This window comes from Novibacillus thermophilus, assembly GCF_002005165.1.
Lineage (GTDB): Bacteria > Bacillota > Bacilli > Thermoactinomycetales > Novibacillaceae > Novibacillus > Novibacillus thermophilus.
This window is the reverse complement of sequence record NZ_CP019699.1, coordinates 2,420,773-2,443,418: the sequence shown is the minus strand read 5'-3', so window position 1 is coordinate 2,443,418 and position 22,646 is coordinate 2,420,773. Positions and strand designations below refer to the sequence as shown.

The window sequence follows — 22,646 nt, the reverse complement described above, 5'->3', positions numbered from 1 at the left end:
TTATTGCGGAGGCGGCATTAATCCCGCGAGGACTAGTAAGTTCGCGATAATCCCTACCGCGATGGCCCCAATGGGACCGACAGCCATCCGGACGATGGGACGCCCCGCCGCTTCGTTTAACAAATAAATTCCCGCGATGACAAAGAAACCTAAGCCAGGAGCGATCGCATTCGCCGCATTGGCACCCCCAATCAGCAGTGCCACCTCCAATATGCGAGTCATCGCCGTGCGAATGTTTTCACCCGATTTCCTCACGCCGGGATACTTATCCAGTAAACGGGCGATGTGACTGAGGAGCAGCACTTCCACCATGATGACCAAAGCTCCGACGATCCCTGCTAACCAGACGTTTGGCAGCAACAACCCGACGACGAACACGAGGGTAAATCCCACCGGTCCGTACACACCCGTTGCGATCGCCGTACTGGCAACGAGTGGGATAAACCCGACCGCTCGAGCTAGGGCTGCAATGGCCGCGTCTGTTTGTTGCCCTTCGGCGAGCAAGTTCAAAGAAATCGGGTCGCCGGCAATGAGCAGCATGTTCGTCGCCATCGCAATTAATCCGCCCATAACCATGAAGTACACGACATTTTTACGGATTCGGCTGACGCGGTCGCTGAACACTGTCGCTAGGTTTACACTGCCGCTTTCTTCGCTTGGCTTCTGCCTGACGGCGAAGGCAATCAAAAAGATCATTCCGGTAATGAGCGCAATCCCTTCCTGATTCAATGTCACGGTTGTTCCGCTGAACGACAGCATTTCGCTCTCATTCAGCCAGACAGCCAACTGCCGTACAAAAGCTGACGCGAGAAACGTCCAGATTCCCTTTGAAATACCAAACTGAAAGGCGACTGCCAGTGCAGGAAACACCATGAACATGACGACGACCGGTGTGCCGACTTCCCCCATCGGCTCCATAAAATTGACTGGAAGGTATTCAAACAGTTTGACGAAACCTTCCAACCCGATGAGTAAGCCCGCGCCGTACGCGCCTCCGATTACCGCCGCCAAGGGAGTTCCCCATTTATTGTTCGGCGTGGAAAGGCCGATAATATCTGTCCCCAGCAAAATGCTGTGAATGAGAATGATGCTGGCCGTCAGCGTAAACGGAATGCCAAAGCCGACCACCAAACCAAACCCCATCGCAAAGGACGTCAACGCCAGCTCGCGCCGATTCAAACGCCCTTCAATGTTTTCAGGAACGATCGGCCGCAATCCATCGTTAAAGACAGCAATGCCCCTGTTAGCCAGAACGGCCGCCATCGCGCCTACCAGGACGACAACCACCATTTCCATCATGTGACCCACCTTCTCTCCCTCAAATTAGTGTCATTCACCCAATTCCTTGATCGCTTTCATAATCATCGGGACAGCCATCTCTTTGTGGTCAGCTGTAAAGCCGAACGCCTTTTTGCCTGATTGGACAGCTTCTCGAACTTTCGCTTCGTCCGGTTTGCGCCCCGGCATCGACACCGTTTCACACTTGTCCCTCCCGACAATGGCAATGGCCATAGCCAAAGCGCCGCCCCCGCCTGTGTGACAAGCCCCGACGTAGTAATCGGCTGCGCCTGACTTAATCGCCATCGCCGCTTCCATGTCCGACTTGATGGCTGTCTCTACTCCCGCTGGACCGTGTTCTATGACCAACTGTTCCACTTCTTTTTTATCGACCTGTCCGCCAATTACCACTTTCACGACGGTTCACCTCCTTTTGCACCCTGTATTAAAGAGACGTAATGGATGCTTAAAAACTGTTTTTCTTCAACTGGCAGCTCCGTTCCCCACTCGTGCTCGATCCAGTCGATCTCAAGAAGTGCTTCTTTTATAAACGGGGTCGCCTCCACCTCTTTTAGCAACTCCGGTGGCGGAGCCCCAACAGTTTCTTTCCGTTCAAGGCGCGTCAAAGCGGTCGCGAGGTGTGTCACAAACACGCTCACTCTGTCCTCAGGCAGAAAACCGTAAATGTCTTTCAACCGCTTAACAGCATTTTTCGCTATGTCGGCTGCCTTCGGAATTACGACTCCTCCTTCGATTAACACTTTTAAACGTTCATCCAATGCCGTCACGTTGAATCCTCCAATATACAGTATATAGTATTATACTTCAAAAAGACGGTCAATTGAGTGCCCTGCAATCACAATATATTGACCTTTGACGCTTTAATAACGCGCAAACATCCTGCCTTCTTCCACTTTCTGTTGAACGCGGCGAACCTTATCAACGGAAAGATCAGCCAGCCGCTGTTTGACAACCTCATTGTTTTCACTTTCAGCGACTAACACGGCTTCACTCACTTTTTGGGAAAGTTTCTGCGCTCTTTCTGACTGAAAAGGGGCGCGCCCTAACAGATCGGCATGTCTGAATTCGTCTTTATTCCAAACGGCGGCGTCAATTTTTCTTTCCCGCAACATATCGATTAGTTGCATGTAGTTGACTTCGACGAATTCAACAGCTAACCCCCGGCATTCATATGACGTTAACATGTACTGGTCAGCCGAGGAATAATCTATCCCGACACGCATTCCATCACGTATCGCTGTTTCACTTGCATCCGCAAAAAAGATTTCGTGACCCGATACGTAAGAATATGGACCAAGCCTTTTCACAACGTGCAAATCCTCCATTTGGTCTTCTGCCAGTTCTCCCGCCAGGCCGGATATGACGGCGAAGTCGTAACGGCCAGATTTCAACGCATCCAGACGGTGCTTCGAGCCGCGCATAAACGCTAGGTTGAAAGGAACATCCAGATCGTGAAACGCTTCGAGGAGACCCGTCGCCAGCCCTTCGTACTTACGCGAGTAGGGGAGGGGCATCACGCCCACCAACTGCGACATGCCGGCGATTTCCCACAAGGCGTGATCATCTTTACTCTTCAGAAACGTCCCTAAATGCCCCCGCGCTTCAAGATCAATCGCCCCCATGTCTTCCAGCAGCCGCAGCGCTCCTTGAACTGTTCCCCTTCCAAGGGACAACTCGCTGGCGAAGTCACTCACCCGTGGAATGCGCTCACCAGGTTTTACGGACAGAAGACGCCCGGCGATTTTCCTCGCAGCCAAACCGTTTTTCGTGTACAGCCGGTCGGATATCGACGCCATTTTTCACCCCCCGTGAATCGGACACTACACTCTATAATTAATATACAGTATTCTGTACTAAACGTAAAATACAATTTGTCCCCCTTTCATGCAAAGTGTTCAGTCCCGCTCTACACGTCCAACGTTGATCGCTTGTCATGCGTACAGCAAATACGGCTCGACTCGCCGCTTGAACTGCTCCAGCTCCGGTTCGCACTCTTTCAAAAATTCCCTTGTACTGCCTGCGAGAATGTGGTGGCGCAGCTTCTGAGTCCCCGCCAAGAGATCAAAAAAGCACGCGCTCCCCCTCTCCGCTTCCCGGAACGAAAACTGATCGGGATACAAGGCGGCAACGGTTTCCAACAACGTTATGCCGACTTGAAACGCATGGATCTTTTCCCGGTCTTCGACGTGCAGCTGAACCCCTTCGCATCGTAAACCTTTGTACTTTTGATACGTGGGAACGAATGAAACCGGACGGGCCAGCACGCCCCTCACTCTGCGTTCGTTAAACTGTTTCGCCAAGGTATATCCGTCAACAAAAGGAGCACCTGCTATTTCAAACGGCCGCGTCGTGCCGCGCCCCTCCGAAAGGTTGGTCCCTTCAATTAAGCATGTACCCGGATACAGTGTACACATATCTAAACCCGTCGTATTCGGTGACGGTGGAACCCAGAACAGCCCAGTTTCGTCAAAGTACATGTCCCGCTCCCACCCTTCCATCTGAACAACGGTGACGTCACACGATATGCCAAATTCGTGTGTGTACAACAACGCCAGTTCGCCGATCGTCAAACCGTGCCGGTTCGGGATAGGGTAGAGCCCGACAAAGGACCTGAACTGCGGTTCAAGTACATTTCCTTCGACAGACGTCCCGCCGATCGGATTGGGACGGTCTAAAACGACAAACCGTTTTCCTTGTTCGCCGCACGCCTCCATGACGTAGGCCATGGTATAAATGAACGTATAGTAACGCGATCCAATGTCTTGCAAGTCGAAAACAACCACATCCACGGGTTCTAGCATTTGGGGAGTAGGCTTTCTGTATTTCCCGTACAAGCTGAACACCGGTAAACCTGTGTATGCGTCCGTTGAAGACGCGACAGCTTCGCCCTCTTTCGCATCACCGCGAATTCCGTGTTCCGGCGCGTACAGAGCGGTCAACCGGATATCGGGATGTTCGTAAAACAAATCGATAATCGGAATGAGACGGCGGTTGACTCCGGTCATGTTCGTCACGAGCCCTATCCGTTCCCCTTTAAACGCTCGCACGTGTCGTCGTAAAAAAACATCGAGACCGAGCCGCACGACAACACCTCCAGCTGACTTTCTCACGTATTATTCAAAAAATCGTTGACGCTTGACCAAAGCTCCCTTCGGTACAGCGAACGCTTGAGCACGCTTAAATCCCGCCGGCGCCCCGCGAACGATCGTCAACGCCTTGTAGTACTCGATAAACGGGAAACCGGACGTCTCTCCCCGAGCGTAAGCGTAAACCTTCATCGCTCGGACCCACGTTTCATACGCTTCGTCCGGAATGTCTATAAACACGTCCGGCTCGAAGCCGTACGGATCTTCCCAGTTGTCGGCATAGTACAGTTTCGGTGCAAAATGGGCCGGCCGTTCGCGTTCAATCGTCGGCAATCCTGCATAAAAACGGGCGTCTTCTACAATGTAATGCGTGTTCGTGTGATCCTTGTGCATGCTGCCTTTCCAGTGCGTAATAATAATGTCGGGTTTCACCTCGCGGATGACGTCGGCAACTTCGTACTTCACTTGATCGTTAACCGGCAATTCAGCATCTTTGTAATCGAGAAAACGCACGTCTGCCCCTACGATCTCAGCAAATTGATGCGCTTCTTCGATTTTCTGCTGAGCGTAGTCCTCCGGCGACAGTCGCGGATGTCCCTTCTCACCTGGCGTCAAGTGCAAAAACGTTGCTTTGTGACCGGACTGCGTGTATTTGGCGATCACGGCTCCCGCGGTTAAATCAAGGTCCCCTGCGTGCCCACCGATCGCCAAGATGTGAGATTTCTTCTGATTCACCTTTCCATTCCCTCCTGTAATCGTCGACATGTCATTTTAAGTAAACGCCCCCTTCCCATACCCTCGACCCTCCAAACGCATTCGTTATGCTTTACTCCTTGATCCCCGACATGACCATCCCTTTAACGTAGTACTTCTGTAAGAACAGGAACACGAGGAAAACGGGCACGACGCTGATCGTCAACGCCGCATTTACCAACGCTTGCGTTAAGCTTGGATCTAAATACGACTGCAACATTTGAATCCCGACAGGCAGCGTCGCAAGATCACTGTTCACAGTGTAAATTAAGAGCGCCCATATAAATTCGTTCCACTGGTTTATGAAAGTAAAAATCGCCAGTGTGGCGAGGGCAGGTGTCGTCATCGGCGCCACAATCTGCCAAAAAATGCGAATCTCAGAAGCGCCGTCAATCCTCGCGGCTTCAATCAAAGCATCGGGAATGGTCATAATAAATTGCCGCATGAGAAAAATGCCGAAACCACTCACAGCGAAAGGAAGAATTAACGCCCACAACGACGTGGCCAACCCGCCGTACCCGCCGTTCCCGAATATGTCGTTCCCCCCGGCTAAAGGGAAATGCACCATGATGTAAAAGTTCGGAATGAGAAACAAAAACGGCGGGAACATCATCGTCGCCAAGATAAAACGAAAAATGGCATTGCGCCCTTTAAAGCGCAATTTGGTCAACGCGTAACCAGCAAGTGTGCTCGTGAGTAGCACGAGAACCGTCACACTGACGGTGACAATGATGCTGTTTCGAAACAAGAGGGCCATGTTCATCTCCCGAAACACGGTGACGTAATTGTCCCACTCAAACGAGTTGGGTAACAGTTTGTAATCCGTCGTATTGATTTCGTCTGGCCCTTTGAACGATGTGAAAAACATGTCCAGAAACGGAAACACCATCATGATACTGCCGACAGTCACGACTAAATAAGAACACCAAGGGAATTTTGTCTTCATCAGTAGCTTTCAACTCCCCCTCGTCTGAAGATCATTAACTGAATGGCCGTGACGACAAAGACGATGATGAACAGGATGAAAGCCATGGCACAGGCGATTCCCCACGCACTGTACTGAAAGGCCTGATTGTACATTTCCAGTCCTCCCACATTTGTCGCATTGCCTGGCCCTCCGTCACCGGTCATCACCATCGTAAGAGTAAAAGACTGCAATCCGCTGATGAGCCCAGTTATGAGGACGAAGAGCATCGACGGACGCAAGAGAGGCAAGGTAATGTGCCAGAACATTTTACTCACGCTGGCGCCTTCCAACTCGGCCGCTTCGTAATACGATTCGGGAATCCCTTTCAACCCGGCGGTCAGTATGAGTACCGCACTGCCAATCGCAGCCCAGGCGGAGACGACGACGATGGACGTGAGTGCGGTGTCCGGATTATCCAGGAACGCGACGGTGGGCATCCCGAGACGGTTCAGGACGGCATTAATCAAGCCGCCGTTCGGGTCGTACATGAATTTCCACACGTTTCCGACAGCTACCACGGTCGTGACCATTGGAAGAAAATACAACGTCCGCCAAAAGCCTTCGAATTTTAGGCGCGTGATCATGTAGGCGACTATGACCGCGGCCACAAAGGACAACAGAACCGTCCCGAATGCAAAATAAAGCGTATTCGTCAATATTGGCGTGAGAAACGCCGAATCTTTCGACAAAATGTCTTTGTAATTTTGTAGGCCGACCCACTCAATAGACGTCAGATCAAACCCGCTCCACGATGAAAAACTGATAAACAAAGAAAACCCGAGGGGAACGACGAGAAAGACCGCGAAAAAGAGCAACGTCGGTGCCAAAAACAAGTATCCCACCACAGTTTGACTGCGGCGGCTGTCCCATCTCCCCGTTTGACGAGGCGGAAGAGTGATTTCCTTGATGTCTTCTGCGGTTTTCATCACGATCACCTCACGTCTTTGTGGAAATGGCGAGGGAAGACGGAATCCCCGTTACTGATTCGCTGTTAAGTCTCTCAATATTTGCTGTTCAGCAGTTTCAAGCGCTTGTTCAGGCGTGATTTGACCGCTCCACACGCTCTCGATCTGTTTCTGCAAGGACGTCTTAATTTTCTCTCCGTTTAAGACGTTCGGTTCCGGGACAGCGTATTCCAACGCTTCTATAAACGGCTGATTGTTCGGCGTGGCAAACGCTGTTTCAAGCGCTTCTAAATCAGACGTGCGAGACGGTATAATCCCTTGGCTCGCGAGAAAGTTTGCCTCCGGCGTTGCGCCGTTCTCCTGCGCTTCCCCGTTCAGCCACTTCAAGAACTCCCACGCTTCTTTTTGCTGTTGTGACCTCTCGTTCACCCCGTAAAAGAATCCGTAGGAAACCGAACCGCTGCCCGATCCGTCTGGAGAAGGCACGGATGTAACGCCGACGTGCGCGTACTTGTCCCCCATCGTCGCCTTCAAGGTGCCTTGCCACCAACCGGCGTTTATCGTCATCGCCACTTGCTCCGACGGAAACGCATCGGCGACCTCAAAGCTTGTGTCCGTCAACCCGTCTTCTATCAACTGTTGTTGAAACCGCAGGGTTTTGAGTGCCGCATCCGAATGAATGGACGTCTCGGTTCCGTCTTCGCTTATAAACGTTCCTCCTGCGGAGTACAAAAGGGAAAGGAACGGGTGAGTCGTTCCGGACGAGTCCGGAGATGACTTTAACCCGAAACCAGCAACTTTTAATTTTTTGCCTTCGCGCTCTGTCGTCGCCTCCGCAATTTCATACAGCTCGTCCCACGTCTCGGGCGGATCTGAATAACCGGCTTTCTCCAGCAGTTTTTTGTTGTAGTAAAGGGCATACGTTTGGATTTCCGTCGGATAGCCGTACAGTTCCCCGTTAACTGTAGCTCCATTTACCGCAGCGTCGGGATAATTCGCTCGAATGTCGGCTATGACGTCTTCAGGGGGGGCAGCCAAAACGTTGCTCTGAACGAGTTGCCCGCCCCACAAGGAGTACACGTGGAGAATATCCGCCTGCTGACCGGCTGTTTGCTGGGCCATCATCGTCGGCAACAACTGGGAAAAGTCGGCAATGGACTTGTGGGTGACGTGAATGTTCGGATTTTCTTCATTCCACTGGTCAATGTATGTTTGTAACTCTTCTTCTTGTTGTTGGGAGTAATGTGTCAATAACGTGAGCTCGACCGCGCCTTCGTCGCTCTTACTGTCTGCATTTCCTTCACCCGCTCCAGAAGAACTGCACCCGATTAACCCGACGACCAAAACGGCAGAGAACATTAATAACAGGCTTTTGACATAATGCTTCACGCTACTTCCTCCTCCTGACATCACTCTTTATGGGCCCTCTGTAACGACTGGACCGGGAATTAAAGGCACTCTAAAGGCACTTTTTCATCACGTGGAACTGTCGTGTCACTTCAAAGCCCGCTCGCTTGTACAAATACCCGGCAGAAGTCCTTTTCCCGGTCCACAAAAACCAGGCCCCGTGCAACCCTTCTGAACGCATCCTGTGCAAGCAGTCGTACAGCAGTATTTTGCCGAGACCCTTCCCTCGTTGTTCCGGATCTACCCCAAACGGGCCAAACCGCTCAGGAACCCCTTCGTACCCCCCGTAGAGACAAAACCCAACGATTGTTCCCTTTTGACGGGCCACAATGATGCGCTCCAACGGCAACCCCTGCAACACGCCTTCGCGGACTGCCCTTCCCCAATCCGGGTGAAACACCGTGTTCGCAAACTGGATCACGTTGTACAAATCGCTGTCCCGGGCTGTCTCAAATGTATACCCTTCCTGCTCCCGCCGCCTTTTCAACGCCAGCACATCTTCCGGAATCTCGTAGCCGACGAGTGAACGGTCCATGGCAACGGGAGTGTATTGAACCTTAAACCCTTGCTTCTGCAAAAACTGAAACCCTTCGGGGTAAGCGCTTTTATCAATACCGGGTAAAATGTAGTTCGGGGCGTAAGAAGCAAAAAACACGTCTTTCCGTCCGGTGCGGTGCAAAAACTGACACGCATCGCTCAACAGCCGCGAACCGATCCCCCGCCGGGAACAGTCGCGACGCACAAAGAAAAACGGAATCCACCCACTGTCCGGCTCAAGGTCAGTTCCGTGCAACGGGACGCGCCGCCTAACGGCATACGCGCATCCGACCAGTTCGTTTTCCGCAAACGCTAACCGCAGCCCTTCAGGATCAAAATTAGGGTCCAACAGTACGAGGTTCCGAAAGCGCTTTTGAGTGATCGGGTCCTGAAGTAAGCATTCGTTCCACAATTGAACCACTTTTGTTTCGTCACCGGCCCTGTAAAAACGATACGACACCATTTCAACGTTCAACTCCTGTAACCTCTATGGTATATACGTATGTAGGTATAGACCTCCTGTATTAAAAATGGGCCTCAAGTAAATATTCGACACCGCACATGAATTCCCTGCTTGCAACTCATTTTTTCATAGGAAATTTCATCAAATTATATTTAAATTCTTATCCTTTTGATGCAGTTATAGCGATTCCTTTTATAAAGTATTTTTGAGCCAAGAAAAATAGGAGCAATGGAATCGACACAGCCATAACGGAAGCGGCCATTAATACGTTCCAAGGGGTTGCGCCCTGTTCGGCCGTTAGATTGGCTAACCCTAAAGCTAACGGATATTTGTCAGTGCTGTGCACATAAATGAGGGGTCCCATCAAATCATTCCAGCGGAACATATATTCTAAAATCCCAACAGTGGCCAGCGCCGGAACCGACAAAGGAAGTATAATCTTGCAATAAATGGTGAAATAGCCACCTCCATCAATCTTGACCGCTTCATCCATGTCCCGGGGAATTCCTAAATAAAATTGCCTTAGCAGAAAAATTGAAAAAGCACTGGCGCCAAAAGACGGAACGACAAGGGGTAAATAAGAATCAGTCCAGCCTAACTTATTAAACAAAAGGTATTGGGGAATCATGACGACTTGCTGCGGTAACATCATCGTGCTTAACACCACGCCAAACAAAAACTGGCTCCCCCTCGCCCTCAGCCTTGCAAACGCATACGCCACTAAAGAAGAAGTTAAGGCGGTGCCAATGACCGTAATGCCCGTGTACCAAATCGTATTCCACAAATAAGTGCCGAAAGGAGCCATCTTAAACACTTCAACGTAGTTCTGCCACAAAAAGTCAGACGGAATCCAAGACTGCGGTATTTGGTGTATTTCAGTCATAGACTTTAAAGACGTGGATACCATCCAAAAGACCGGAAATGAGAACAACAGCAAGAAGACAACCAAGAGCGTGTATATGCCCAGTTTCCCAACAGGTCCGTGCTCTCCTCGCGCGTATACTTTACTCATACACCTCACGTCCGTTCTTTAACGTATTCGTAGTACACAAACCGCCTCGAAATGAGCAAAGCGAGCATGGTCAAAATGAATATGATTACAAACAGTATCCAGGCTTGGGCAGATGCATATCCCATTTGAAACTTTGCAAAAGCCGTCTCGAAAAGATAATAGACATAAAAGTAAGAATTCCAGTCTGGGCCTCCCTTTGTAATGACGTAAGCCTGGGTAAAAATCTGAAACGAAGTAATAATGCCGATAATGGTGTTAAACAAAATAACGGGAGAAATGAGTGGAACCGTTATATTAAAAAATTGCCGGATTTTCCCTGCGCCATCGATTTGTGCAGCCTCATACAAATCGTCAGGCAGCGTTTGCAATCCCGCCAAAAAAATGACCATCGTGCTCCCTAACGCGGTAAGCTGCATGAAAACCATAGACGGAACTACCATCGTTGACGAATGAAACCACTTAGGTCCTTGAATGCCAAACACATCATACAGGATCGAGTTCACTACCCCGAAATCGGGATTCAACAACCACGCCCAAAGATAGGCGACGGATACACCTGAGATGACGGACGGGGCATAGTAAAACGTTCGAAAAAAGGCCAGTCCCTTTACTTTCTGATTCAAAAGAACGGCTAACAAGAGAGCGCTTATAATCGTAAACGGAACAGATAACAAGACGTAGTAGGCCGTAACGGAGAGCGATTTATAAAACAGTTTGTCCTGGAAAAGCTGGATATAATTTTCTAATCCGACAAATACCGGAGACGAGATAATGTCATAACGGGAAAAACTGAGGAATAGCGATGCAATCATCGGGCCCCCTGTAAAAAGAACGGTCCCAACGATCCAAGGCGAGGCAAAAATCCAAAACGCCCTCTCTTCGCGCACGATTTCCGGATTTCTCCTGAAGTTACGTGACATCCAATCCTTCACCTCCCTTAAACATTCCTTTGGCTGTACAGCCAAAGGAATGTTTAAAGTATTTCAGTCTAAGTTGAGGAGCCCTTGCTCAATAACTTTAAATCCTTCTTCGACGCTCATACTTCCGTCATAAACAGCCGGCATCGTTTGTTCAATGACTCTTCTAATGCTGCTAAACTGTTTGATTTGATGATTGTCTGACCCCCTTCCGTAACGTTGTGACCCTTCGTGCACCTCTTTTATCTCTTCGTAGGCCATTCCCGCTTCTTCAGCAATGCCCCGGTACCAGTCTTCAAGTAAGCCGCGATGGGCAGGTGTTGCATCCGTATACTCCAAATACCGCTTCGCACCGTGTTCTGGATCTGTTATATACTTTAAAAACTCCCACGCTTCGTCGGGATGATCGCTTGTGGCACTAATACTCCACGGGTCAGTATAAAGTGAAGCCTGTCTCCCTTCTACGTAGGGGAGAGCAGCAACGCCCCAATCAAAGTCTGCCGCTTTGAGGTTAATAAACGCAAACCCCCCGTTCGTCGCCATGGCGACTTTTCCACTAATGAAAGGATCTCCTATTTCAGATAGCCCTTCTGTTTGTGAAGGCGTGGGGGAAATTCCTTTTTGAATTAAATCGACGTGGGCCTGGATCGCCTCCACATTTTTCGGGTTATCTAGAAGTTGCGGCGTCTCCATTTCACCGTTGGCGTAGTCGTCAGCACTAAAAAAGTCCCCGCCGAAGAGCCAGGCCTGTTTGTTTGTTTCATCATTGCTCATAAAGCCAAAAGTCCGTTCGTTTATATCTTCTGATGTTACAGTGAGTTTTTCTGCGTATTCAACCATTTGATCCCAGCTCCAACTTTTGTCATCCCAATCCGTCGTTGGATAATCCAGTCCTCTTTTGTCAAATAACTCCTTATTGTAGTACAAATACGAGCCGTAGTTTTGAAAAGGGATTCCGTAGTACTTTCCATCTACTCGGTACAGTTCCATCAAATTGTCATCGATCCCTTCCACAACTTCCGGGTCCTTCTCGATGTACGGTGAAAGATCTAACAGGGCGTCCATTGCTTGAAAGGTCGGAAAACCGGACTGGCTCCAATTAGGACACCATATGTCTGGCGGTGTACCTCCTGCGATTAGAGTTTGCAACTTTTGATCTACATCGGCGTAAGGTATTTGTTGCAAGTTAATCGATATGTGAGGGTGTTCATTCTGGAACTTCTCGACCATTTCTTTGTGCCATGGCTCTCGCTGGGGACTGCTAGTTACGAGCCACGTTAATTCCACCTTTTCTTTCCCGCTGTCCGTTGAATCCGTCCCTCCCTGACGACACGCAGCCACTACCATCACAGTCAAAGCCACAACAATGACGCACCGCACTGTTTTCTTCCCCAAATGCACTCTCCTCCTCAATGAACTGTTTCATCGGTCGTCAAAAGATCCTTCTCGTATTGTCCGTAACTCTTCCACACTCTGTATCCCAGCTTTCCGTAAAATTCCCTCAAATCTGTCCAATCGATGACAACATGTTGGATTCCCCGCTTTCTAAGAAAATAGATTCCAGCTTGTACTAACCCCGTTCCGTACCCCCTACCCCTCAATTCAGGATCTACCCCGAGTGGACCGATGCCGCCGAGCTCGCTGTCAAAAAGTGGGGCCCAATAAGTGTTGGGTGCAATGAACGGCGATCTTGAATCGTTGATTCTGCAAAAACCTTTGATCTCGCCATTTATTTCAAAGATGACGTATTCCCGCCCTGTTCCGCCGCGTTCAAAGTATTGGATAGCTTCATACTCCCATCTCCCTGGAAAGCATTTGTTCAAAAAAGCGAGTAACTTCCCTTTGTCGCTTTTTCCCATGAGAAAAAATCTAACACCTCGTCGGCGGGATAAACGGCAAGGTTCTCCCACACTGTAATGGCGATACATGTCGTAAACGCGATGGATATAGGCGTAGCCGCGACGTTCAAACCACTTTTTTACAGAACCATACTCGTCAGGAATGCCAGGAAAGAAATGCCACGGGTCTTTTCCAAGAACGATTTTGGAAATCTCCTTTTGTTTAAAAGCGTTTTCAGCTTTCCTTAACAACGTTGTGCCCACTCCTGAATTCCTGTAATTCGAGTCTACGACCAGGACTTGAATCCATCCCGTCCCTCTTCCAAAATCGACATTTAAATCCCCCTCATGCCACATTTTTGAAATGATAACTCCCGTTACCTTGTTTTCTCTGTCAACGGTTATCCACGAGCCGTTTCGAAATAGAGTCTTGTCTAAAATGGTATTTTGTTTAAACAACTCGCACCTCATCGGAAAATCGTGTCCCAGCTCCCTATTCCAAAGCTGGCACACATCGTTCAGACGATCTAAGGAAAAGGGAATACATTCCATTGCCGTTCTCCTTCAGTAAATGGATTATATGTCTAGACCAAATAAGTTCTAGACATCCTACTAGATACTATGCTACGCGTCCCTATTTTATTCTCACTCATCCGGCAACTTCCCTTCAGACCCTACTTTCCAAAGACGATATCAACGGCCGCGTTTAATGCGTGCAGCGTATACTCATAAGCCGCAACATAAGCCGAAACGTTTGGGATAACTGTTAAGTCGTACGGGTCCCGCATCGCGACGACAACGACAGGTTTTCCAAACGACGACAAGCGATTCACGAGCTCTGCCTGCTGCCGGTGGAGATGGGCGTTCACCGTACCGAAAACGACGACATCCGCCGACTGCATGTGTCGTTCCACATTCTTCATCTCGTCTTTCGTCGGTTCCATGCCGACTCGTATATCTCTGGCGCCTGGACGGTAACGGCGCACAGCGTCCGCGAGACGATAATCGGCGTAACGAGGGTCTTCGACAGGTGTTGAAACGTTTTTACCGGACACGGCGACAACGAGAATCTTGCAGTCCGTATCACGGCTCAGCGGCAAAATGCCGTCGTCTTTTAGCAACGTCACCCCGCGCGCGTACGCGCGTTTAGCTAGCTCGCGGTGTCTTGAAGCGCCGACCGCATCTGGAACGCCCTTGCCTGCCGCAGAAACGCTATGCCAGGACAGGTACCGCTCTTTTAAGAGCAGGATACGGCGAACAGACCGGTCGATGACTTCTTCTTCCAGTTCTCCTGATTCCACAGCCTGGGCGATCCGTTCCATCGCTTTCTCTTGCAGGTCATGGGAGTGGGAAATCATGAGAACGTCGACGCCCGCTTTAAGGGCCCGCAAAGCGCCTTCAACGGTCCCGATCGTCTTCGACACAGCGTCCATCTCCAGGCAATCTGTCGTCACAACCCCGTTAAACCCCATTTTTTCACGCAACAAACCGGTTACGACTGAATGGGATAACGTTGCAGGCACTTTGTCTTCGGCCTCAAATGCAGGAAAAAAGACATGCGCGATCATCACACAACATACCCCGGCGTCAATTGCCTCTTGGAACGGACGGAGTTCCACTGTTTCCAAGCGTTTGAGACCGTGGGGAACCGTCGGCAAATCGAGGTGTGAATCGACATCCGTATCCCCGTGGCCTGGGAAGTGTTTAGCCGTTGTGACGACACCTACCGCTTGATGGCCCTCTATAAAAGCCAATCCGTGCCGGATCACCCCGTCCACCGATTCGCCGAAGGAGCGCACGCCAATTACCGGGTTTTGCGGATTGTTGTTCACATCGAGAACGGGCGCCAAGTTCATATTGATGCCCAATCCCTTCAGCTCTTCAGCTGTCGCCCTGGCGATGTGCCGCGTCACCTTTTCATCGTCGACTGCTCCGAGCAACCGGTTGCCTGGAAAAAGAGTGGTTCCCTTCCCGAGTCGCCGCACAACCCCGTTTTCCTGGTCGATGGAAATCAAAAGGGGAAACGGGTGCCCGGCCGTTTTGGCACAAGTCTGCAAATCGCTTGTCAGTCGCAACACTTCTTCCGGTGTACCGATGTTTCTCCCGAAGAGTATGATCCCGCCGACGCAGTCTTCTACAATCATGCGCTGCACTTTTTCCGAAAGTCTCGTGCCATGAAAACCTATCATCATTAACTGTCCGATTTTCTGCCGCAGGGACATTTGGCTCACGCTCACAAGTCTCCCTCCCCTCCATCTGTTTCAGCCATTGCCACCGCTTTTCGAACAAACCCACTTGCTTCTTCCAGCAACTGTTCAGCTTTTGCCGCCGGAACGTCGGCTAACACCATCACGATCGCCGCTTTCACATTCCAGTTGGCTTCGAGCAGCGCTTTCTCGGCAGTTGCATAAGATACTTCTGTCGCTTCCATGACCATGCGCTTGGCACGTTCTCTCAATTTGGAATTAATCGGAACCATATCGACCATCAAATTTCGGTAGGCTTTGCCTAGGCGAATCATGCTCGCGGTGCTGAGCATATTTAAGACCATTTTTTGCGCCGTCCCAGCTTTTAGCCGCGTGGAACCGACGAGCACTTCCGGCCCACAGACGACTTCGATGGGAACGTCCGCATACCGGCTCATTTCAGCCGGCTTGTTACAGGAAATCGTGACGGTGGGAACGTTTAACTCCTGCGCAATTTGCAGCGCACTCACGCAGTACGGCGTCCGTCCGCTGGCACTGATCGCGACCAAACAGTCATTTTCATCTGGGTTCAAGGCAGTCAAATCGCGTTTGGCCGCCCCTTCGTCGTCCTCGGCATCTTCAATGCCTTTCAAAAACGCTTCTGAGCCGCCAGCCAGCACAAACTGCACCTTTTCCGGCGGCACGCCAAACGTCGGCGGGCATTCGGAAGCGTCCAACATACCGAGGCGACCGCTCGTCCCCGCTCCTAGGTAAATGAGGCGGCCGCCTTTTTTAAATTGTTGCACGATCAGGTCCACTGCTTTAGCAATGTCTGGTATCGCTTCTTTCACCGCTTGGATGACAACTGCCTCTTCTTCGTTCATGAGGCGCACGATGGACTCACTGTCCATCGTATCAATGTGGAGGGTATGCGGGTTTATTTGCTCTGTGGTCAATGTCCTCAATGTACGATCCATCACCATCTCTCCCAATCTCTACCGATTTTTGATTCCCGTGCCGCTTTGGCGGCACCATCACGGAACGCGTATAGTGCCTCGCTTTATCCTTTTACGGCGCCTTCCGTCATCCCTTTATTAATGTGCCGTTGAAAGACAGCGTACGCGATGATGACCGGAATAATTGAAATCGTGAGCCCTGCAAACAGCGTTCCCCACGCGTTCGTGTACTGAACCTCAGAGTTGATGTAGTCCATGGCCAAGCCGAGTGTGTATTTTTCTTGGGATTGGAGGAAAATGAGCGCCATAAAGTACTCGTTCCAAAACGTAATGGCGTTCATAATCGTCACCGTAATAATTCCCGATGCCGTGAGCGGGGTGACGATGCGCCACAGTGTCCCGAAAGGGGACAGCCCGTCAATGGCCGCCGATTCTTCCAATTCGGACGGAATGGTTCCCATAAAGCCAGTCAAAATGAACACGCTGAACGGTACTTGACTTACGGCGTAGACGAGGATCAAGCCGATCAAGCTGTTGAGCAAGTTAAAGTTCATGAGCAGGAAAAAGAGCGGAATCCAGCCGAGCACCATCGGGATCATCATCGCCGCAAGGTACACATTGTACAGAAACGTACTGCCTCTAAACCGGACTCTTTCCAGGGCATAGGAGGTGGGCACGGCCAACAGCAACGTTAACAGCGCTCCGAACACAGTGACGATCAAACTGTTGAAAAAGCTTGTTCCGATGTTGTAATCGGTCCACGCCTGGATAAAGTTTTGATAGTTAAACACTTCCGGGAGGGCCCAGGGAGAAGCAAAAATTTCTGCATTTGATTTAAACGCCCCCATCACCATCCAAAACAGCGGATACAGCACGACGATCGACCAGACAATTAGCGGAATGCGAATGCCGGCCCTCGCCGCCACTTCGCCGAGACGCCGGGCAGGTTTGGGCTTCATCTGTCTGTTCGTCTCCACTTTGTCCAACTGAGTTCTCACATGCCCACCCCCTCAATACTGAACGCGCTCTCTGCGCAGAAAAAATTGTAAGACAAGCACCGTAACCAAGGACAGGATCAAGATCATGACCCCGATCGTCGCCCCGTACCCGAAGTTGTACTGCTTAAACGCTTGTTGATACAAATACGACCCCATCACTTGCGTGGCGTTGTTCGGACCGCCTTGTGTCATCACTTGGACGAGGATGAAAGAACCGTTTAACGTCGTAATGACGATGTAAAGAATGGAGTTTTTGATCTGGGGCCAGATGAGAGGAACGGTCACGCGCCAAAACTGCTGCCACTCGCTCGCGCCGTCTATCTTGGCCACTTCGTACAGCGTCTTCGGAACGTTCAAAATGCCACCCATCATCATCAGCATGAACAAGCCGATGCCCGCCCACACGGCAGGTAACACCAAGCTGGGCAGTGCCCACGTCTCGTCTCCTAACCACGGGCGCGCCCACTCTTCCAAACCGATGGCCCTCAATCCCGAGTTGACAATCCCCAGGTCGGGGTTGTAGATGAACGACCACAAAATGCCGATGACGACGACTGACATAATGTTAGGAAAAAAGAAGATGACCCGGTAAAAGGGCGATTCCTTTATCCGCAATTGGGTTAAAGCGACGGCAAAAAACGTCGCTAACACCATGATGCCGACCACTTTTGTCAACACGAGGAAGTAGTCGTGCCAGATCGTCCGTGGAATGATCGGGTCGTTTAACAGTTTCACGTAATTTTTCAACCCGACGAATGCTTTGTCCGCAGAAGCCCCCGACCACTCAAAAAAAGACAAATAAAGTCCGTTCACCATGGGATACACCGTAAACAAAACGAATAATATCAGAGTCGGGAGAATACAAAACAGAATAAACGCAATGCGCTGGCTTTTCGGTTGTACCATGTCATTCCCCTTTCTTGACCAGACCAGAATGTGTTCTAAAGGTCAGGGTATGGTGAGATGTCCACCATACCCCTGCCCTTTTCTTTATTGATTTCTGTAATTGGCGGCCGCTTCCTCAGCCCTTTTCGTAAACTCCTCTGCGTCGATGTTCCCAGTCATTAACGCGACTAACGCGTCACTGATCGGCGTTTCCAAATCGGCGCTCATCGGGTGCGGCAGTCGGTTGATCTGGACTTTCTCTGGATCGTTGATCAACTCATTTGCCGTTTTGAGGTACTCTGGTACGTTGTCGTTGGAAGACAGATCCACTTCCGTCAAATTGATCATCGCACCGGTCAACTCAGAAAAGCGCACGGCATAGTCGCGGTTAAAGGCAAACTCGACAAACGCCTTGGCCGCTTCCGGGTTTTCCGCCTGTTCCGCTATGGCCAAGGGACGCAAATCCGGGACGATGCGATACGGTTCACCTGGATCTTGCATCGGTGACGGAATGAAGCCGTACACAAAATCTTCCGGTTTGTCGTTCGCCATTTCGTTAGGCAGCCAGAATCCGACAGGGATAAATGCGTTCTTCCCGAGCAAGAAGTTCATTTGCGACTGTGTGTGATTGATGGCGGCAAACCCTTCGTCAATCATTCCTTCTTTCTGCATACGTTCCACTTTTTCCATAATTTCCAGAACAGGGTCGCTCGTCCACGCTCCTTCCGCTCCGGTTACGAGATCAGCCAACAGTTCGTCCCCTCCGACAGAAGCAAAGGCCGGATAGAGCACCCCTCTCAAGAAGTAATACGGATGCTGCCCTGTCGTCGTAAAGGGCGCGATTCCTTCTTGATCTTTAATCTCGGCCATCGACTGCATCCAGCTTTCGAAGTCGGTCGGCACTTCATATCCCTTATCTTCAAACAGTGCGGCATCGTACCAAATTCCCCACGTGTCAAACACGAGCGGCAGCGTGTACAACTTTCCGTCGTGTCGGTTCGGTTCAACGATGAAGCTCTCCAGTAACGACGAACCGTCCTCCAGCGTCAAGCCTTCCGCCCATTCCGTCAGATCCATCAACTGTCCGTCTTCGACCATTTGCGTCTCGCTCGAACCAGCTCCGTCAATGTAAACGACGTCTGGCGGATCGTTAGAGATCCAGCGCGTTCTCATTTCTTCATTAATGTTGGGACCCGCATGTTCGACAATTTCTACATCGGGATAGGCATCTTGGAAATCGGCGATGACTTCTTTCCACCAGGCATCACCGTACCCTCCGACAAAGTACTGGATTTCCAGTTCGCCAGAGATTTCACCGCTTCCCTCTGTCGCCGATTCATCCGATTCACTGTTTCCCTCGGTTTCCTCTGCATCTGTACCCGTTTCTTCGGTGCCGGAAGCACAGCCTGCCAAAAGCCCCAACAACAAGACCAGGATCGCTGCTGAAACGATCCATCTGTTTTTGATTAGAAGCACTCTGTTTCCCCCTCTTTACTTATTTACTTATTAGACAAATGACCCAACTAAGTAATCGTCCGTCCTCACTGACTTCGCCTCTCAGTTTGAGCATCACCCCCTCCACGGGTTATCTCTTTAATTCCACATACAGTTTGTAGCGGTCCCCCGGTAAACGGACGTCACATACTCGATAGGCTGTCGATGGCCATCGTACGTCATGCGTTCTATCAGGAGGATTGGAGAGTTCGGACTGATATCTAACAACTTCGCCTCGGTCTCGTTCGCCAACCCGACCTCAATCGACTGGGACGCCGAAGAGATGGCAGTGTTGTAGTGCGACTCAATGTATTGATAGATGGACATATTGTTAAAGTCTTGTTCATCCAGACCGGGAAACTTTGAGAGCGGAAAGTGGGCGGTTTCGAGGGCCATCGGTTTGTCGTCCGCCATCCGCAAACGTTTAATGATCAACACTTTATCCTCGGCGTCGACGTTTAAGTGTTTTTGCAAGACGGAGGAGGCGGTGTTCACTGTGACGTCGATGACGGACGCCCCCGGTGTCATTCCGCGACTCTTCATGTCTTCGCTGAAGCTCGTCAGCCGAAATAGGTCTTGACTGATTTTCGGCTCGGCGACAAATGTGCCCTTTCCCCTCTCTCGCACGAGTTTCCCTTCGTTGACCAGTTCTGTCAGCGCTTGCCGCACCGTCATGCGGCTGATTTCGAATTCCTCACTCAATTCGCGCTCTGACGGAATCACGTCTCCCGGTTTTAAGTCACCGCGTTCGATTTGCTCGATGATCCACTGCTTTAACTGGTAATACAACGGGATTGGTGTATTTTTGTTGAGCACAAACTTCATGTCATCTCCAACTTTCATAGATTTCGAGAAGTGGTTAATTTGTATAGACATCTGTATATATATGTATGTTATTCGACAAAGATCGCAAAATACCTGCAAGATCAGATATTTTTTTTAAAATCTAAAACTGTTATTCCCTGTGGCGAACACATTTTACCACAGGGAACAACCGTGTACGACACACTCTATTCTTCAATGCCGCCCTAGGATAAAATACGCGTTATGATCCTCCTTTTCGGTTATCGAACCCTTCACTTTCTCGGTCTCGCCAATTTTGAAAACTTTCCGCGTGTGTTAAGACCGACAGTTCCAGACTCAGAGTCGCTAGATAGAGTGCCGAGGCGGGGGCTGCATCATCAGCGGCAATGTCTCCTTTGACTCAAATGAGCAGCGCCTTCACGTCAGTACAAAACCACTCAGCGGTCGAGTATGAAAATGCCGTCAGCAATCGCTCGCTCCGTTGACCCTGATGGGGTGTTCACCACCTCATCCCCGACAACCATTGTGGTAGAGCCCCCGCCATCGAGGTTCATCGCCTCGACTGCTCCAAGGTCTTGTAGAAGCGCTGCACTTTCATGGAAGCTGACACCAATGCTTGAACCGGGGTTCCGTCCATCAACGGTGACAAAGAGAATGTTTCCATTTTCTTTTATTCCTGCAAGGGTTCTCGGATGGCGATAAAGGCCAAAGTTGTAATAAAATTCAGGACTCCAGGAAAACCCTTCCGTTTCGGCGAGGATCGTCTTTTGTCCGTTTTCCAGCAGTCTTGGCCCGCCATTTACGATATTCAGTCCTGGAGAAATCGGCGTTAGCTCACCGTCTACATACAGATCGTGGGTGAGAATGACGCGTTCGCCGACTGCCGTATTCTGCCTTAACCAGTCGGCCGCATCTCCCGTTGCGGACAGAACGGTGCCGAATTCGGGAATATCGCTTCCCCGCCCTTCATTCGTACGCGTCACAACTCCTTCCCCATCTAAAACAATCTCATACCCGTCCCCAGGTGGAGTCTTGTCCCCGTAAGCAGCATTGAACTGAATGATCTCATCGTCGTCTGTACACGTCATATCGTGCATCGGCAGTTCGGAAGGAACGTCATCGACGCCGCCACAACTTCGAATGAGCCCTGGGCTGCGGTTAATCCCATCGACGACACGCGAATTGCCGTTTTCACCTTCCAACGTTAACATCGTTCCCACCTCGGCGATGGACGCCCGGTTTCCTTCCAGAATGAGGCTCGTCCTTTCACCGACTGATTCGCTAATTAACTTTCCATCGAGAACCGAGATGCCGGCAAGGTCGCCAGGCGTACCGTCTCGGCTGCTCATCACAAAATAACCGCCGTTCACAGCCGCTAAAGCCCGATGTCGGACCGCCATTGTCGAAAGGGGTTCGTTGCCCTCTATTTGATCGCGGGCAATGCCGAGCTGTAAACGGCCGCTAAACTGATCTGGGTCTATTTCTAACACGTGCACTCGCCACGGCCCCGTGCTCTTCCGCGTCCCGTCGTACTCCGAATACACGACCCTCGAAACGACAAATCCGCTGTTGCGGATTTTCTCGGCCATGGCATTTGCTGCTCTCTCACTGGGGTATTCCCCACTTGGACGGCATAGCCTATGAACTTCTCACGAACATCGGTATCTTTAAATCCTCGATCCCGAACAGGAAGCACTTTCGCTTTATATCCACTCTTTCTCAATGCTTTCCTCAACTTACGGGCTTCCCTTCCTGTATCAAAAAATCCCATTTCCACGGTGTAAAACGCTTTGTGCGATTCGTACCCCTCACAATCTCAGTGTGCGTGACGCCAGTTGTCACATGGGTAGATTTCCTTATCTCAGGTAAATGTCTCTTCCCTAACGAGAGGTTTGGAAGTGTCGTCGTTTCTGTCACGTGCGGCTTCGCTGTCAGTCGGGGCTGAGATTCGGGACTTCCCTCGGCAACACTCGTCAAGCCGAAGTAACTGAGTGCAAGCATCACTGCCAAGCCCAACACAGTGCTTTTTTTAAACACGCTTCTCCTCTCCTTCAATGACCGCACCATCCCTCTCATTCAACTTCATCCGATCCCTCGTGACAGGACATGGCCTGCCACAAGGGATGGACAGATTACGTC

22 protein-coding genes are annotated in these 22,646 nt (G+C 50.5%); all 22 read right to left on the bottom strand.

All coding sequences use genetic code 11. The features are described from left to right. Positions 1-1,299 carry a YhfT family protein gene (locus tag B0W44_RS11915; RefSeq protein ID WP_228441074.1) on the bottom strand — a complete coding sequence of 433 codons (1,299 nt, stop codon included), beginning with the start codon at positions 1,297-1,299 and terminating at the stop codon, positions 1-3. Positions 1,300-1,329: 30 nt separating this feature from the next. Further along, the gene (locus B0W44_RS11910; protein WP_077720229.1) at positions 1,330-1,695 is read right to left on the bottom strand and encodes a DUF2620 domain-containing protein; all 366 of its coding nucleotides are present in this window, start codon (positions 1,693-1,695) and stop codon (positions 1,330-1,332) included. Further along, a complete protein-coding gene (locus tag B0W44_RS11905; protein WP_169835555.1) occupies positions 1,692-2,066 on the bottom strand; it encodes a PRD domain-containing protein in 375 nt (124 codons plus the stop codon). Before B0W44_RS11905 ends, B0W44_RS11910 begins: the two co-directional genes overlap by 4 nt. Before the next feature lie 93 nt (positions 2,067-2,159). Then, positions 2,160-3,095: a GntR family transcriptional regulator YhfZ gene (gene yhfZ / locus B0W44_RS11900; RefSeq protein WP_077720227.1), complete on the bottom strand. Its 936-nt coding sequence runs from the start codon at positions 3,093-3,095 to the stop codon at positions 2,160-2,162. Between the two features lie 135 nt (positions 3,096-3,230). Continuing rightward, the gene (locus B0W44_RS11895; protein ID WP_228441071.1) at positions 3,231-4,409 is read right to left on the bottom strand and encodes an exo-beta-N-acetylmuramidase NamZ family protein; all 1,179 of its coding nucleotides are present in this window, start codon (positions 4,407-4,409) and stop codon (positions 3,231-3,233) included. Between the two features lie 3 nt (positions 4,410-4,412). Continuing rightward, on the bottom strand, positions 4,413-5,120 hold the full coding sequence (locus tag B0W44_RS11890) for a PIG-L deacetylase family protein (protein ID WP_228441068.1): 708 nt from the start codon (positions 5,118-5,120) through the stop codon (positions 4,413-4,415). 91 nt (positions 5,121-5,211) lie between these two features. Continuing rightward, a complete protein-coding gene (locus B0W44_RS11885; RefSeq protein ID WP_179947350.1) occupies positions 5,212-6,084 on the bottom strand; it encodes a carbohydrate ABC transporter permease in 873 nt (290 codons plus the stop codon). Beyond that, positions 6,084-7,031 (bottom strand): carbohydrate ABC transporter permease, encoded by a 948-nt coding sequence (locus B0W44_RS11880; RefSeq protein ID WP_077720224.1) that lies wholly within the window; start codon positions 7,029-7,031, stop codon positions 6,084-6,086. Before B0W44_RS11880 ends, B0W44_RS11885 begins: the two co-directional genes overlap by 1 nt. Positions 7,032-7,082: 51 nt before the next feature. Further along, positions 7,083-8,399 carry an ABC transporter substrate-binding protein gene (locus tag B0W44_RS11875; RefSeq protein ID WP_169835554.1) on the bottom strand — a complete coding sequence of 439 codons (1,317 nt, stop codon included), beginning with the start codon at positions 8,397-8,399 and terminating at the stop codon, positions 7,083-7,085. Between the two features lie 70 nt (positions 8,400-8,469). Beyond that, a complete protein-coding gene (locus B0W44_RS11870) occupies positions 8,470-9,417 on the bottom strand; it encodes a GNAT family N-acetyltransferase (protein ID WP_077720222.1) in 948 nt (315 codons plus the stop codon). Between the two features lie 160 nt (positions 9,418-9,577). Further along, on the bottom strand, positions 9,578-10,429 hold the full coding sequence (locus tag B0W44_RS11865; RefSeq protein ID WP_077720221.1) for a carbohydrate ABC transporter permease: 852 nt from the start codon (positions 10,427-10,429) through the stop codon (positions 9,578-9,580). 5 nt (positions 10,430-10,434) lie between these two features. After that, entirely contained in the window at positions 10,435-11,349 is a 915-nt protein-coding gene (locus B0W44_RS11860) for a carbohydrate ABC transporter permease (RefSeq protein ID WP_077720220.1), read from the bottom strand. Between the two features lie 63 nt (positions 11,350-11,412). Continuing rightward, on the bottom strand, positions 11,413-12,741 hold the full coding sequence (locus tag B0W44_RS11855; protein ID WP_077720219.1) for an ABC transporter substrate-binding protein: 1,329 nt from the start codon (positions 12,739-12,741) through the stop codon (positions 11,413-11,415). Between the two features lie 14 nt (positions 12,742-12,755). Next, complete coding sequence (locus B0W44_RS11850) at positions 12,756-13,736, bottom strand: GNAT family N-acetyltransferase (protein WP_077720218.1); 981 nt, start codon at positions 13,734-13,736, stop codon at positions 12,756-12,758. Between the two features lie 122 nt (positions 13,737-13,858). Beyond that, a complete protein-coding gene (gene nagZ / locus B0W44_RS11845; RefSeq protein ID WP_149027000.1) occupies positions 13,859-15,421 on the bottom strand; it encodes a beta-N-acetylhexosaminidase in 1,563 nt (520 codons plus the stop codon). Continuing rightward, complete coding sequence (murQ, locus tag B0W44_RS11840) at positions 15,418-16,347, bottom strand: N-acetylmuramic acid 6-phosphate etherase (RefSeq protein WP_077720216.1); 930 nt, start codon at positions 16,345-16,347, stop codon at positions 15,418-15,420. The genes nagZ and murQ overlap by 4 nt, the downstream gene beginning before the upstream one ends. A gap of 83 nt (positions 16,348-16,430) precedes the next feature. Further along, the gene (locus B0W44_RS11835) at positions 16,431-17,285 is read right to left on the bottom strand and encodes a carbohydrate ABC transporter permease (protein ID WP_077721370.1); all 855 of its coding nucleotides are present in this window, start codon (positions 17,283-17,285) and stop codon (positions 16,431-16,433) included. A 51-nt stretch (positions 17,286-17,336) separates the two neighbouring features. After that, positions 17,337-18,230: a carbohydrate ABC transporter permease gene (locus B0W44_RS11830; protein WP_077720215.1), complete on the bottom strand. Its 894-nt coding sequence runs from the start codon at positions 18,228-18,230 to the stop codon at positions 17,337-17,339. An 84-nt stretch (positions 18,231-18,314) separates the two neighbouring features. After that, positions 18,315-19,676 (bottom strand): ABC transporter substrate-binding protein, encoded by a 1,362-nt coding sequence (locus B0W44_RS11825; protein WP_077721369.1) that lies wholly within the window; start codon positions 19,674-19,676, stop codon positions 18,315-18,317. 126 nt (positions 19,677-19,802) lie between these two features. Continuing rightward, entirely contained in the window at positions 19,803-20,528 is a 726-nt protein-coding gene (locus tag B0W44_RS11820) for a GntR family transcriptional regulator (protein WP_228441062.1), read from the bottom strand. A 416-nt stretch (positions 20,529-20,944) separates the two neighbouring features. Next, the gene (locus tag B0W44_RS11815) at positions 20,945-22,096 is read right to left on the bottom strand and encodes a phosphodiester glycosidase family protein (protein ID WP_077720214.1); all 1,152 of its coding nucleotides are present in this window, start codon (positions 22,094-22,096) and stop codon (positions 20,945-20,947) included. 142 nt (positions 22,097-22,238) lie between these two features. Further along, positions 22,239-22,544 (bottom strand): hypothetical protein, encoded by a 306-nt coding sequence (locus B0W44_RS11810; protein WP_077720213.1) that lies wholly within the window; start codon positions 22,542-22,544, stop codon positions 22,239-22,241. Between the last annotated feature and the right edge of the window lie 102 nt (positions 22,545-22,646).